The sequence below is a fragment of the Ruegeria sp. HKCCD7559 genome, from assembly GCF_013110575.1.
Lineage (GTDB): Bacteria > Pseudomonadota > Alphaproteobacteria > Rhodobacterales > Rhodobacteraceae > Ruegeria.
Window position 1 is genome coordinate 1,157,341 of record NZ_WVQU01000001.1, and the last position, 13,039, is coordinate 1,170,379.

Genomic DNA, 13,039 nt, shown 5'->3' on the forward strand with positions numbered 1-13,039 from the left:
CCGGTGCGGGTTTGGTTGTTTTTGCATGTGCCAGTGCTCTTGCACGCCCGGTTCATGCGCTCTACATCTTGGGAAAGACCTTCTGGAGTTATCTACATGCCGATGAGCGCCCACGAAATCGAACACCTGCTGCGCGAAGCCTTTCCCGACGCCGAGATTCAGGTCGGCGGAAATGACGGTGTTCATATGTCTGCCATGGTGGTGGATGAAAGCTTTCGCGGCAAAAACCGGGTTCAGCAACAGCGCGCTGTTTACGCAGCTCTGAAGGGCAAGATGGACGGCCCGGACGGAGAATTGCACGCGCTGGCGCTCACCACCAAAGTGCCGGAATAAGCTTCTCGGCTTCTTTCGAGGCGAACATATGACTCTCCCGTTGGAGAAACGAACAGGAAACGCAAAATGACCGACGTAAAAACCCAGATCGACGAAACCGTCAAAGCCAATGACGTGGTGCTGTACATGAAAGGCACCAAGGAAATGCCGCAATGCGGGTTTTCCTCACGCGTGGCTGGCGTGCTGAACTACATGGGCGTTGAATACACCGACGTAAACGTGCTGGCCGACGAGGAAGTGCGTCAGGGGATCAAGGATTATTCCGACTGGCCGACCGTGCCGCAGCTGTATGTCAAAGGCGAATTCGTAGGCGGTTGCGACATCATCACCGAGATGACCCTTTCGGGTGAGCTGGACACGCTGTTTGATGAAAACGGTGTCGGCTACAACAAGGAAGCAGCCGACAAAATCCGCGAAGCAAACGCGTAATCCTGCTTACCGGCTGGAACAATTCTGATAAATAGCCTGCTCATTGGCGGCGCCTGCCGCCAAATAGCTGATTGACGCGTTCCAACCTTTTGAGCGCAGGATATAGGTTCCTTCGGCTCCGAGAGATTCATAGCGGATGCCCGATCCGCTTTCGACCTGGCGCATCGCGACCAGAGTGTTGTCCACCATCGTCGCCGCCGCGCCTGAACCGTCGGGTGCGTTGAAATAGGTCACCGGCAACGGCACGCCGTTCTCGCAGGTAAAGGTGACAGACAGAATGTCGATTTCGGCGAGTGCAGATGTTGCCGGGAAAACAAGCAAAGCACCGCAGAAGAAATTGCGCAGATAGGTCATTGTGCCTTCTTCTCCTCGACGACGGAAGCCAGCGCTTCCGCACGTGCTGCCAGCTCGGCCAGCGTATCCGTGACGGATGGCGGCACCACCGCGACTTCAATACGTTCAGGTTCCGGCACGGGCGCATTTCTCAGCGATTGAAGCTCGGCCTCGGCCTCGGCCAGCCTGGCCTCCAGCGACTTGACCTTGTCTTCCGTTGCCGCCGTCTTGTCGGCCAGCAGCAGACCGGCCATCAGCAACATACGCGCTTCGGGCATCCGCCCAATCTGATCGGACAGAACCTGCGCTTCGTCATCCAGCATTTTGGCGGCCGCCTGCAGAAAGGGTTCTTCCCCGTCCCGGCAGGACACGTCAAAACCCCGCCCGCCAATATGAATGGTTACCTCGGGCATTACTCTACCTCACCTTCTACAAGTTTTGCCTGCGACAGCAGAGGTTCCAACCGTGCCAACACGGCCTGCGCTTCAGCGGCGTCCGAAGCCTGCGCCGCACGCGTCGCCTCAAGCTCGGCAACGGTGGCGCGGTTCAGCAATTCAGCATCCGTCAGCCCTTCTGCGGCCGCGGAACGCAACTCTTCTACGGAATTCCGCAACTGCTCGTTCGCCTTGCGCATACGTTGCAGATCGTCATCCAGCCGGGACATCGCAGCGCCATGGCTGGCCCGTTCGGCCCGCAGCATCTCAAGCTCGGCGCTCAGATCATCGACCCGTACCGTATCTTCAAGTTGTGCCTTGAGGCGGCTGTTTTCCGCCTCGACTTCTTTTGCCTGAGCAAGCAATTCACGCAATTGCTCAAGCTCGGCTTTCACCGCCGAAGGATCTTCGATGCCGTCAAGTTCGGCGCGCAGTCTTTCGTTCTCGGCCTTCAACGCGTCCAGTTCGGCATTGTTGTCCAAGGCCGCCTTGGCCTCGGCCAGCTCGGCGCGGGCCGCTTCGACAGACGCGATTTTCGCCCGGGCTTCTTCCAGCTCTGCGCGCAGCGCATCCGCGTCGGCGGCACCCGCTGGTTCCGTGCGCAGCTCCTCCAGATCGGCACGCAGCGCGTCCACTTGTTTTTCGTGCTGCTCTTTCAGGGTCTTCAGTCGTTCCTGAAGCTGCGCATTGGCAACTCTTTCGTCTTCAAGTTCGGCCTGAAGCCTCTCACTTACTTCAGCATTCCGGGACGCACCGCCCAACCCTTCGACGCCCGCACTGATACGATCCATCGCAGCAATAATGCGGTGCTGTAGTTCCTCTAACTGGCTCATGCCCCTGTCACCTCTTTATCAAGGTTCATTCTGTCGCGAAGTGATCCGAATCAAAACCGAATCCCGCTTGCCGACAGTCTAACGGAATGCGACAGAAAATACCCACTGTTTGGTTTCAATCACTTGGGCCTCGCTCTTCACCTATCGGGCGTTGCCAAAGCCCGGTTCCGCTTGCACTTTGGGTGCTGAATGGTATTGAGCGCGCAATCTGCTTTTTATCCAAAGGAACAACGCCCGTGGACCTGACTGCGCTGCGCAAAGCCAACCCCGAACACTGGGACAAAGCTGCGGCCATCCGCACCCTGACCCTTGACGCCGTCGCCGCCGCAAATTCCGGCCATTCCGGCATGCCGATGGGCATGGCCGATGTTGCGACCGTTCTGTTCGAAAAGCACCTGAAATTCGACGCCTCGGCCCCGAACTGGCCGGACCGCGATCGGTTCATCCTGTCGGCTGGTCACGGTTCGATGCTGGTCTATTCACTTCTCTATCTCACCGGTCATGCCGACGTGACGCTGGAAGAGATCAAGAATTTCCGCCAGTTGGGCGCCAAGACCGCGGGCCACCCAGAAAACTTTCTGATCGATGGTGTTGAAACCACGACCGGCCCGCTTGGTCAGGGTATCTCGAATGCCGTGGGTTTCGCCATGGCCGAGGAAATCCAGCGCGCGCATTACGGCAAGAAGGTCGTGGATCACTATACTTACGTGATCGCGGGCGACGGCTGTCTGATGGAAGGCGTCAGTCAGGAAGCGATCACTTTGGCCGGCCGCCATGAGCTGAGCAAACTGATCGTCTTCTGGGACAACAACAACATCACCATCGACGGCACTGTCGATATCGCTGATCGCACCGATCAGGTCCGCCGGTTTGCGGCCTCTGGCTGGCACGTGATTGAAATCGACGGCCATGACCCCAAGGCCATCGATGCGGCCATTGTTCAGGCGAAAAAGTCCAAAAAACCAACCATGATCGCCTGTGAAACCCATATCGCTCTGGGTCATGCTGCGCAGGACACCTCGAAAGGTCATGGGGCACTGACGGATCAGGATCAGCTGAAAGCCGCGAAAGAGGCCTATGGTTGGCCGCACGACACATTCGAAGTTCCAGCCAACGTCAAATCCGCTTGGGAAGCCATTGGTGCACGCGGCGCAGACGAACGTGGGGCTTGGGAAGAACGTTTTGCCCAGCTTTCCGAGAGGAAACAGGCCGAATTCAAACGCGCCTATGCATTTGAGGCCCCCAAGCGGCTGGCTGGCGCCATTCGTGCGTTCAAAAAGCAGATGTCTGAAGAGCAGCCGAAACTGGCCACCCGCGCCTCGTCCGAAAAAGTTCTGAACGTCGTGAACCCGATCATGACCGAGACTGTTGGCGGCTCGGCTGACCTGACCGGATCGAACAACACAAAATCGGCTGATATGGGCGTGTTCCTGCCGGAAAACCGCAAGGGCCGCTATATCCATTACGGCATTCGCGAGCACGGCATGGCCGCTGCGATGAACGGCATGGCGCTGCACGGCGGTATCCGCCCCTATGGCGGTACCTTCATGGCCTTCACCGATTATGCCCGCCCGTCCATGCGGCTGGCGGCGCTGATGAAGATCCCGTCGGTTTTCGTAATGACCCATGACTCGATCGGTCTGGGCGAGGATGGCCCGACCCACCAGCCGGTGGAACATCTGGCCATCTCGCGCGCGACGCCGAACACTTATGTGTTCCGTCCCGCCGATACGATCGAAACCGCCGAAGCCTGGGAACTGGCGCTGACCTTCAAGGACAGCCCCTCGGTCCTGTCGCTGACCCGCCAGGGCGTGCCGACCGTGCGCAAGGATCACAAGACCAAGAACCTGACCGCACAAGGCGCCTATGTTCTGGCCGAGGCCGAGGGCAAGCGTCAGGCGATCCTGATTGCAACAGGTTCCGAGGTTTCGCTGGCCATGGAAGCCAAAGCGATGCTCGAAGCCGAAGGCATCGGCACCCGCGTCGTCTCGATGCCCTGCATGGAGCTGTTCGCCGAGCAGGACGAAGCCTATCGCAAGCGGGTACTGCCTGCCGGTCCGGTCCGCGTCGGCATCGAGGCCGCCGTGCGCGCCGGTGGCTGGGATCGCTGGCTGCTGGGCGAGCGTGGCCGCGAAGCCAAGGCAGGCTTCATCGGCATGTCCAGCTTTGGTGCCTCGGCCCCTGCCGGTGAGCTGTACAAGCATTTCGGCATTACGGCCGAAGCAACTGTGGCCAAGGTCAAGGAATTGTTGGGACTGTAAGACAGTCCCTTCTGATCGAGCAAAGGGCGGCTTTGGCCGCTCTTTTCATTTTGGTTTCAATGCGTTTCGGATTTGCTGAACAGGGGCATGATTATCTTGGTTGCCACCGGGATCAAAACCAATCCCCAAGCCAAACCAAATACGCCATCCATCGTGGCCTTGGATACCCACTCAACCGCACCAACCCATTGATCAGACACGGAATGTCCAATGGCATAGGCCCAATCATGGATATGATGGCCCAGCCAGCCAAAACCCAGAACCTCCATCCCGTGGATGACGATCGAGCCCCCCACCCACAGCATCGCGGCAGTTCCGACAATGGACAGTGTTTTCATCACCCCGGGCATTGCCTTGACCAACCCTCGGCCCAGACCGCGACCGATAGGTGTTGGCGCGTTCTGCGCCAGAAAAAGTCCCACATCATCCATTTTCACGATCAACGCGACGGATCCATAGACGGCCACCGTCACGCCGATCCCGACAACAGCCAGCGTAGCGGCCTGCATCCACAGGTTCGGGGCTTCGATCGCCGCCAGTGCAATGGTCATGATCTCGGCAGACAGGATGAAATCAGTCTTGATGGCGCCCTTGACCTTTTGCTCCTCCAGGTGGCCCGGATCGCGGATTTTCATGTCGTCCTCAATCACATGGCTGCCATGAGGAAACAGAACATGAAAAATCTTCTCGGCCCCTTCAAAACATAAATATGACCCGCCAAGCATCAACAAGGGCGTGATCAGCCACGGCGCGAAATTGGCAAGCAAAAGAGCCACCGGCAGCAACAGGATAATCTTGTTGAAGATCGAGCCGCGCGCGATGCGCCAGATGATCGGCAACTCGCGCGCCGGGGCGAAACCCTGCACATATTTCGGCGTCACCGCTGCGTCATCGATGATCACACCGGCGGTTTTGGCCCCCGCTTTGCCTGCCGCCGCAACCACATCGTCCACTGATGCCGCCGCAACCTTGGCAATGCCCGCCACATCATCCAACAGGGCCAAAAGACCACTCATCGCGTTTCCCTTCAATCTGCTGTCGCCAACCGGACCCTACCTGATCCAACGGCTAGCGCAAGCGTTAGCGCAACCGGCGCAGGTTTGCGCTAACACCTTAAAAATATGCCGCTTTTGCCCTTTTGAGATTCCCTTTTCGCCGTTATATGGCCCTCAAAGCAAGCGCATCTGGAGACGTCATATGACCATCAAGGTCGGTATCAATGGTTTTGGCCGTATTGGCCGCTGCACCCTGTCGCACATCGCCGCGTCCGGGCGCAACGACATCGAAGTGATCAAAGTCAACGCAACTGGCCCGTTGGAAACCTCGGCGCATCTGCTGAAATATGACAGTGTTCACGGGCGTTTTCCGCGCGACGTCACCATTGACGGCAATACCATGGATCTGGGTCGCGGCCCGATGCAGATGTTCTCGACCTACGACATGACCGAGTTGGACTGGGAAGGCTGTGACGTCGTCCTCGAATGCACCGGCAAGTTCAACGATGGCCTGAAGGCCAAAACGCATCTGGAACGTGGCGCCGGCAAGGTACTGCTGTCGGCTCCGGGCAAGAACGTGGACAAGACCATCGTTTTCGGCGTCAATCACAACACGCTGGCCGCCAATGACAACATGGTTTCGAACGGTTCGTGCACGACCAACTGCCTCGCCCCGCTGGCCAAGGTGCTGGACGAGGGCGTCGGTATCGAACACGGTATCATGACGACCATCCACGCCTACACAGGCGACCAGCCGACACTGGACCGTCGCCACAGCGACCTCTACCGCGCCCGCGCTGCTGCAATGTCGATGATCCCGACCTCGACCGGCGCCGCCAAGGCGCTGGGTGAAGTTCTGCCGAACCTGAAAGGCCGCCTGGACGGTTCCGCCATTCGCGTCCCAACCCCGAATGTTTCGGCGGTGGACCTGACGTTCCGTGCCTCACGCGACACAAGCACGGCGGAAATCAACGCGATCGTCGAAGAGGCCGCCAAAGGCCCGATGCAGCGCGTTCTGGGATATGAGCCCGCTCCGCTGGTGTCGACCGACTTCAACCACACCGAGGAAAGCTCGATCTTTGCACCGGATCAGACCCGCGTCGTCGATGACCGCATGGTCCGCGTTCTGGCCTGGTATGACAATGAATGGGGCTTCTCGGTTCGTATGGCCGACGTAGCTGTTGCGATGGGCCGCCTTAACTGACCCTTCGGACTTCGCTTGTACCTTGATGCCCGCTCAGGTTATCTGAGCGGGCATTTTACGTTCGGGACAGCCATGACCAACCAAATCGCTATCTGGCTCGGCCTTCTTCTTCTCGGCGTTATCATGTTGGATGTAGCGCTGTACGGCACCGAACATCTGCTTTTCCTCGGAAAGAAGCTTTACGACTTTCTGGACTGGCTCGCTTTCTGGCGCTGACAGAGGTTTTCCTTGACATTTCGCTTGATCTGTCATTGTTAGCGCTAACTCATCTTACTGAGACATTTGGACGGAGCAGACCATGACCTTGAAACTGGCGATCAACGGATTTGGACGGATCGGGCGCGGGGTTCTGCGCGCGGTGATGGAAAGCGGACGTACAGACGTTGAGATCGTCGCGATCAACGATCTTGGAAAACCCGAAATGAACGCGCACCTGTTTGAATTTGACAGCGTTCACGGCCGCTATCCCAACCCGGTTACGCTCAGCGATGCAGGTCTGGACGTGGGTCGTGGTCCAATTCGGCTGAGTAACGAGCGCAACCCCGAGGATCTGCCCTGGTCGGATATTGACGTCGTTCTGGAATGTACGGGTGTGTTTCGTACGCGCGAGGCGGCGGAACGTCACTTCAAGAACGGATCCCGGAAAGTTCTGATCTCTGCCCCGGCCCGAGGTGACGGCGGTGTGAAAACCATCGTCTTTGGCGTCAACGATGGCGAACTGACCGCCGATGATCTGGTGGTGTCAAACGCATCCTGCACCACCAACTGCCTGTCTCCTGTTGCTGCCGCTCTGGATGCCGGCCTTGGTATCAAGCACGGCAACATGACCACTGTTCACGCTTATACCGCCAGCCAGCCTGTGCATGATACAGTGGGAAAAGATCCCTACCTGTCCCGAGCGGCAGCGCTGTCGATGATCCCTACGACAACCGGTGCGGCCGCTGCCGTGGGCCTGGTGCTGCCGCAACTCAAAGGAAAACTGACCGGTCAGGCCATCCGCGTTCCAACCCCGAATGTCTCGGTCGTTGATCTTGTGGCCGAGGTTTCACGCCCCACGACCGAAGAAGAGGTCAACCAACTGTTCGTCGATGCGGCTGCCAAAATCCCCGGCGTTCTTGCCGCGGAAAGCCGTCCTCTGGTTTCCATCGACTTCAATCACGACCCGCACAGCTCGACCGTGTCACTGGCTGAAACCAAGGTTACTGATGGCACGCTGGTTCGTGTGCTGGCGTGGTATGACAATGAATGGGGCTTTTCGAACCGGATGCTTGATACGGCGGCCGCAATGGGTGCCCTAGCCTAACCTTTTTTTCAGCGCATCATTGACACGGGGCGTGACGAATTTCGACACGTCCCCGTTCAACCGGGCGATTTCCTTCACCAGCTTGGACGCGATCGCCTGATGGCGCGCTTCGGCCATCAGGAACACGGTCTCGATCGAATCGTCCAGAGCCCGGTTCATGCCGACCATCTGAAACTCGTATTCGAAATCGGCAACCGCACGCAGGCCGCGCACGATGATTTGTGCGCCTACATCCCGCGCACAATCAATCAGCAGGTTTTCGAAGGGGTGCGCGATGATTTCGGTTCCGGTCTGCTCGGACAGCCGGGCGCATTCCGCTTCGATCATGGCCACGCGCTCTTCCAGCGAGAACAGAGGGCCCTTGTCCCGGTTGATGGCCACACCGATAACCAGTTTGTCCACCAAAGCTGCCGCCCGACGGATGATATCGATGTGCCCCATGGTGATGGGATCAAAGGTTCCAGGATACAATCCAACCCGCATCGCGCCCTCCTGCGCAACAAAATTTCTGCGCAAGCAAACATAACTTTGCTGCAGGTGCAAGTGATTGCTTGGGCAACCCTTGTCGTCAGTGCCCCATTATCATGCCTTCAAGGGCATCTTTTTCCATCGCAAGTTCGGAAAGCTGAGCCTTCACCACATCACCCAAAGTGACAATACCTACGAGTTTTCCGTCTTCAACCACCGGCATGTGGCGAAATCGCCCCTCTGTCATACGGGACATGATGTCTTCCACGGTGGTCTGGCGCGTCGCCGTGACGAGGTTCTGGGTCATATAAGACTTAACCGGTTGGTTCAGACAACCACTGCCGCTGGCCGCCAATTCCCGGACGATGTCACGTTCTGACAGGATGCCGACCGCGGTATTGCCACCATCGTCGGAAACAACGACCGTACCGATGCGCTTGTCCGCAAGAATCTTCGAGGCCTCTGAGACTGTCGCCGTTGACGCCACGGTCACGACACCATCTGTCGCTTTGGACTTCAGGATGGCCTGAACTAGCATGAAGAATACCTCCGGAATAATAACACTTATTCCAAAGCGTTGCGCGATTGCCGCGACCTGTCAAGCGTCGGGGCCTGCTTCCAAACGAAGCACTTCATCGCGAATACCGCGTGTCAGGGCATCCGCAAAGCGGTTCAACCGCTCGTTGCGCTGGTCACCCTGATGCCTGACCAGATAGAAGCTGCGCGTCAAACTCACTTGATCCGTCAGGATTTTCCGAAGCCCCGGGTGGAATGGCAACGTGAAATCATGCGCCACGCAAACCCCTGTTCCCAGGCAGACCTGCCGCAGTTGAACCGATACCGAATTCGATGCAAGAGCGACACGGTCAACGCCAATGTCATTCAGGTAGTCAAGTTCCCGGTCAAAGATCATATCAGGGATATAGCCGATCAACCTGTGGCCCTTCAGGTCAGCTATGCTCCGGATCGGATCATGTCGCTTCAGATACTCTTCGGTCGCGACCATGTGCAGCTTGTAGTCGCTGATTTTCTTCACCAGCAGCTGACCGGCGGTCGGCGCACTGACCGTAACCGCCATATCCGCCTCGCGACGGGACAGGTTGATCACACGCGGAAGCGCCAGGATCTGAATGTCCAGATCAGGGTTTGCGTCGCTGATTTTGGCACACACCTGCGGCAGCAGATAGTTGGCACTGCCGTCCGGCGCGCCAATCCGGATTTGCCCGCTCAGGGTTTTCGTTGGTCCTGTTACCGCCCCGGCCGCCGCGCGCATCGCTTCTTCTGCGTGCAGCCCGTGTTCCAACAGCCGCTGTCCCGCCGGGGTCAGAACATAGCCTTGCTGCGACTTGGTGAACAATGTGGAATCCAGCGTCGCCTCCAGGCGCGCAATGCGCCGACCAACGGTGGCCGGGTCGATCTTCAGGATACGACCAGCGGATGACAGGCTTTCCTCGCGCGCGACAGCCAAGAATATCCGCATATCATCCCAATTTGGGGTCATTTTGATCCCTTTTGCATTTTTGCAAAACTCTTTTGAGACATTGCCTCTGTTCGCGGGATTTCTGCAAGCCTATTCTGCGCGCAAATCTATCGGAGGAGCTATTGATGCAAAACCTGACCCATTTCCTGAACGGCGAAATGGTCGCCGGAACGTCCGGTCGTTTCGACGACGTCTACAACCCGGCAACGGGTGAAGTTCAATACAAGTGCCCGATGGCCAGTGCAGCGGAAACCACCGCCGCGATCGAGGCCGCCGCTGCGGCCCAGCCCGCATGGGGCGCAACCAACCCGCAAAAGCGCGCGCGCGTCATGATGGCCATGGTCGGCCTGATGAACCGCGACATGGACAAACTGGCCGAAGCGCTGAGTCGCGAGCACGGCAAAACCATCCCTGACGCCAAGGGTGATTTGCAGCGTGGTCTGGAAGTGATCGAATACTGCATTGGCGCGCCGCAGATGCTCAAGGGTGAGTTTACCGACAGCGCGGGCCCCGGCATTGACATGTATTCCATGCGCCAGCCTCTGGGCGTTGTCGGCTCGATCATGCCATTCAACTTTCCGGCCATGATGCCGCTCTGGCATGTTGGCCCTGCTCTGGCCTGCGGTAACGCCGTTGTTCTGAAACCGTCCGAACGCGACCCGTCCGTGCCCCTGATGCTGGCTGAACTGTTCGTCGAAGCCGGCCTGCCCAAAGGCGTTTTCCAGGTCGTAAACGGCGACAAGGAAGCTGTCGACACCATCCTCGACAGCGAGATTATTCAAGGCGTCAGCTTTGTGGGTTCAACCCCGATCGCACAGTATATTTACAGCCGCGCAACCGCGAATGGGAAACGAGCACAGTGCTTCGGCGGTGCCAAGAACCATATGATCGTCATGCCCGACGCCGATCTGGATCAGGCCGCGGACGCGCTGGTTGGCGCTGGTTTCGGTGCGGCCGGCGAACGCTGCATGGCAATCTCTGTCGCGGTTCCCGTTGGGGAAGAAACCGCAGACAAGCTGATCGAAAAGCTGATCCCGCGCGTCGAAAAGCTAAAAGTGGGCCCCTACACCGCTGGTGACGATGTCGACATGGGCCCTGTAGTAACAGCGGCCGCGAAACAGCGCATTCTGGGCCTGATCAATTCAGGCGTCGAACAGGGTGCGAAACTGGTTGTCGACAACCGCGACTTCAGCCTGCAAGGCTATGAGGACGGTTTCTTTGTCGGCCCGCACCTGTTCGACAACGTGACGCCCGAGATGGACATCTACAAACAGGAAATCTTTGGCCCGGTTCTGTCCACCGTGCGCGCGGGTTCTTACGAAGAGGCCCTTAAACTGGCGATGGATCACGAGTACGGAAACGGCACCGCGATCTTTACCCGCGATGGTGATACCGCACGTGACTTTGCCAGCCGTGTAAACATCGGAATGGTCGGCATCAATGTTCCGATCCCGGTTCCGCTGGCCTATCACACCTTCGGCGGTTGGAAGAAATCCATGTTCGGCGATCTGAACCAGCACGGCCCGGACAGCTTCAAGTTCTACACCCGCACCAAAACCGTGACCGCACGCTGGCCGTCTGGCATCAAGGAAGGTGGCGAGTTTAACTTCAAAGCAATGGACTGATCCTACAGTTTCATGACGCTTGAAGCCCGGCCCGTTCAACGGCCGGGCTTTTTGCATCTTTCCGCCGAAAAACCTGCTTTCGTCCAATCGGTCACAGGAAATTCAAGTGGTTCACTCTGGAAAAATCCAACCAACACCCATATTTTGGCGTGAACATTGTACTGAGCAGTGAACTTATCGGAGGCAACCTTGTCCCAATCTCGTATAACCCGTCGCTCTGCCTTGCTGGGCGTGGCCTCTTTGGTGGCAACACCTGCCCTTGTTCGGGCACAAAGCACGGATGCTTTCCCTGAAACGGAAGACGCGATCAGTACGCAATTGCCGGTCCGACGCAATATATCGTCCTTCTCGCAGCAGAGTTGGCAGGACCATTTCGATGAATTGGGCGTTGGATGCCTGTTGGCCGACATCACCAGCCGCGCCGTCCATTACTGGGGGCCTGACGGCACCTACAAACTGTACCCAAGTTCCGTGCCCATGAGCGAAGAGCTTACCAAACGCGGGTACACGAAAGTTGTGCGTAAAACCGAATTCCCAAGCTGGACACCTACGGCATCAATGCGCGAACGTGACCCTTCGCTGCCACTTCGGATGGAAGGTGGCGATCCCGGCAACCCACTGGGAACCCGCGCCATGTATCTGGGTTGGCCTGCCTATCTTGTCCATGGCACGCACGACACGCGCAAGATCGGTCGTCAGAGCTCGTCCGGTTGCATTGGCCTGTACAACCAGCATGTCGAAGAGCTGTATCCGCTGGTAAAAGTTGGCACACAGGTTCGACTGGTCTGATCCACCCTCTCTAAAACGCAAAAGCCCCGGTCGGTCGCCGGGGCTTTCTTGTCTTCGGAAGACGGCACTTATTCCGGCAGGATTACCGCGTCGACGACGTGGATGACGCCATTGCTGGCTTCAATGTCGGCCTGTACGACCTTGGCGTCGTTCACTTTCACGCCGTTTTTGGCGTTGACGCTCAGCCGGTCGCCCTGAACAGTCAGAACCTTGGCGCGTTTGCCCGCGATATCTCCAGACATAACCTTGGCCGGTACCACGTGATAGGTCAGAATCGCGACCAGTTGATCCTTGTTTTCTGGTTTCAAAAGCGTCTCGACAGTGCCTTCAGGAAGCGCAGCAAAGGCTTCGTCTGTGGGTGCAAATACCGTGAACGGACCATCCCCTTTCAGGGTGTCAACCAAGCCTGCAGCCTGAACGGCGGCGACCAGAGTATTGAACGACCCGGCGGCAACGGCGGTGTCGACGATATCAGCGGCCTGAGCTTTGAGCGGCATAGCAAAAGCAAGTGCGGCGGCTGCGCCCATGAATGTACGACGGAACATAGCTGTC

The 13,039-nt window shown here is 57.9% G+C and carries 16 protein-coding genes; 8 read left to right on the forward strand and 8 right to left on the reverse strand.

The window, feature by feature from the left end; translation table 11 throughout:
* Positions 1-96: 96 nt before the first annotated feature.
* Together GS605_RS05820 and grxD are read left to right on the forward strand one after the other, a co-directional pair.
* Positions 97-333, forward strand: coding sequence for a BolA/IbaG family iron-sulfur metabolism protein (locus tag GS605_RS05820; protein ID WP_152457878.1), 237 nt, complete (start codon positions 97-99; stop codon positions 331-333).
* 66 nt (positions 334-399) lie between these two features.
* A complete protein-coding gene (gene grxD / locus GS605_RS05825; protein ID WP_171632707.1) occupies positions 400-762 on the forward strand; it encodes a Grx4 family monothiol glutaredoxin in 363 nt (120 codons plus the stop codon).
* Positions 763-768: 6 nt separating this feature from the next.
* Here grxD and GS605_RS05830 read toward each other — a convergent pair whose 3' ends face one another.
* The 3 genes from GS605_RS05830 to GS605_RS05840 are packed head-to-tail and all read right to left on the reverse strand — an operon-like array spanning position 769 to position 2,362.
* Positions 769-1,116, reverse strand: a complete 348-nt coding sequence (locus tag GS605_RS05830; protein WP_171723341.1) for an MliC family protein — start codon at positions 1,114-1,116, stop codon at positions 769-771.
* Positions 1,113-1,508, reverse strand: coding sequence for a cell division protein ZapA (locus GS605_RS05835; protein ID WP_171632712.1), 396 nt, complete (start codon positions 1,506-1,508; stop codon positions 1,113-1,115). The genes GS605_RS05830 and GS605_RS05835 overlap by 4 nt, the downstream gene beginning before the upstream one ends.
* Complete coding sequence (locus GS605_RS05840) at positions 1,508-2,362, reverse strand: hypothetical protein (protein WP_171723342.1); 855 nt, start codon at positions 2,360-2,362, stop codon at positions 1,508-1,510. The genes GS605_RS05835 and GS605_RS05840 overlap by 1 nt, the downstream gene beginning before the upstream one ends.
* Before the next feature lie 236 nt (positions 2,363-2,598).
* Here GS605_RS05840 and tkt point away from each other — a divergent pair, with 236 nt between their 5' ends.
* Positions 2,599-4,623: a transketolase gene (tkt, locus tag GS605_RS05845; protein ID WP_171723343.1), complete on the forward strand. Its 2,025-nt coding sequence runs from the start codon at positions 2,599-2,601 to the stop codon at positions 4,621-4,623.
* A 56-nt stretch (positions 4,624-4,679) separates the two neighbouring features.
* Here tkt and GS605_RS05850 read toward each other — a convergent pair whose 3' ends face one another.
* Complete coding sequence (locus GS605_RS05850) at positions 4,680-5,639, reverse strand: DUF808 domain-containing protein (RefSeq protein ID WP_171632720.1); 960 nt, start codon at positions 5,637-5,639, stop codon at positions 4,680-4,682.
* A 181-nt stretch (positions 5,640-5,820) separates the two neighbouring features.
* On the opposite strand from GS605_RS05850, the gene gap (GS605_RS05855) reads away from it, so the two are divergent.
* The 3 genes from gap (GS605_RS05855) to gap (GS605_RS05865) all read left to right on the forward strand — a co-directional run bounded on the left by gap (GS605_RS05855) (position 5,821) and on the right by gap (GS605_RS05865) (position 8,125).
* Positions 5,821-6,822: a type I glyceraldehyde-3-phosphate dehydrogenase gene (gene gap / locus GS605_RS05855; RefSeq protein WP_152457871.1), complete on the forward strand. Its 1,002-nt coding sequence runs from the start codon at positions 5,821-5,823 to the stop codon at positions 6,820-6,822.
* Positions 6,823-6,894: 72 nt separating this feature from the next.
* The gene (locus tag GS605_RS05860) at positions 6,895-7,038 is read left to right on the forward strand and encodes a hypothetical protein (protein WP_171632722.1); all 144 of its coding nucleotides are present in this window, start codon (positions 6,895-6,897) and stop codon (positions 7,036-7,038) included.
* An 82-nt stretch (positions 7,039-7,120) separates the two neighbouring features.
* The gene (gene gap / locus GS605_RS05865) at positions 7,121-8,125 is read left to right on the forward strand and encodes a type I glyceraldehyde-3-phosphate dehydrogenase (RefSeq protein ID WP_171632724.1); all 1,005 of its coding nucleotides are present in this window, start codon (positions 7,121-7,123) and stop codon (positions 8,123-8,125) included.
* Here gap (GS605_RS05865) and coaD read toward each other — a convergent pair.
* From coaD to GS605_RS05880, 3 genes are all read right to left on the reverse strand, one after another.
* Positions 8,117-8,608 carry a pantetheine-phosphate adenylyltransferase gene (gene coaD, locus GS605_RS05870; protein WP_152457869.1) on the reverse strand — a complete coding sequence of 164 codons (492 nt, stop codon included), beginning with the start codon at positions 8,606-8,608 and terminating at the stop codon, positions 8,117-8,119. The two genes, gap (GS605_RS05865) and coaD, sit on opposite strands and share 9 nt — an antisense overlap.
* An 85-nt stretch (positions 8,609-8,693) precedes the next feature.
* A complete protein-coding gene (locus GS605_RS05875) occupies positions 8,694-9,131 on the reverse strand; it encodes a CBS domain-containing protein (protein WP_171632726.1) in 438 nt (145 codons plus the stop codon).
* Between the two features lie 60 nt (positions 9,132-9,191).
* Positions 9,192-10,094, reverse strand: a complete 903-nt coding sequence (locus tag GS605_RS05880) for a LysR family transcriptional regulator (protein WP_152457867.1) — start codon at positions 10,092-10,094, stop codon at positions 9,192-9,194.
* Positions 10,095-10,198: 104 nt separating this feature from the next.
* Here GS605_RS05880 and GS605_RS05885 point away from each other — a divergent pair, with 104 nt between their 5' ends.
* Positions 10,199-11,698 carry a CoA-acylating methylmalonate-semialdehyde dehydrogenase gene (locus GS605_RS05885; RefSeq protein ID WP_171632733.1) on the forward strand — a complete coding sequence of 500 codons (1,500 nt, stop codon included), beginning with the start codon at positions 10,199-10,201 and terminating at the stop codon, positions 11,696-11,698.
* A gap of 189 nt (positions 11,699-11,887) precedes the next feature.
* The gene (locus GS605_RS05890; protein ID WP_171632735.1) at positions 11,888-12,487 is read left to right on the forward strand and encodes a L,D-transpeptidase; all 600 of its coding nucleotides are present in this window, start codon (positions 11,888-11,890) and stop codon (positions 12,485-12,487) included.
* Between the two features lie 68 nt (positions 12,488-12,555).
* On the opposite strand, the gene GS605_RS05895 is transcribed toward GS605_RS05890, so the two are convergent.
* A complete protein-coding gene (locus GS605_RS05895; RefSeq protein ID WP_152457864.1) occupies positions 12,556-13,032 on the reverse strand; it encodes a fasciclin domain-containing protein in 477 nt (158 codons plus the stop codon).
* Positions 13,033-13,039: the final 7 nt, after the last annotated feature.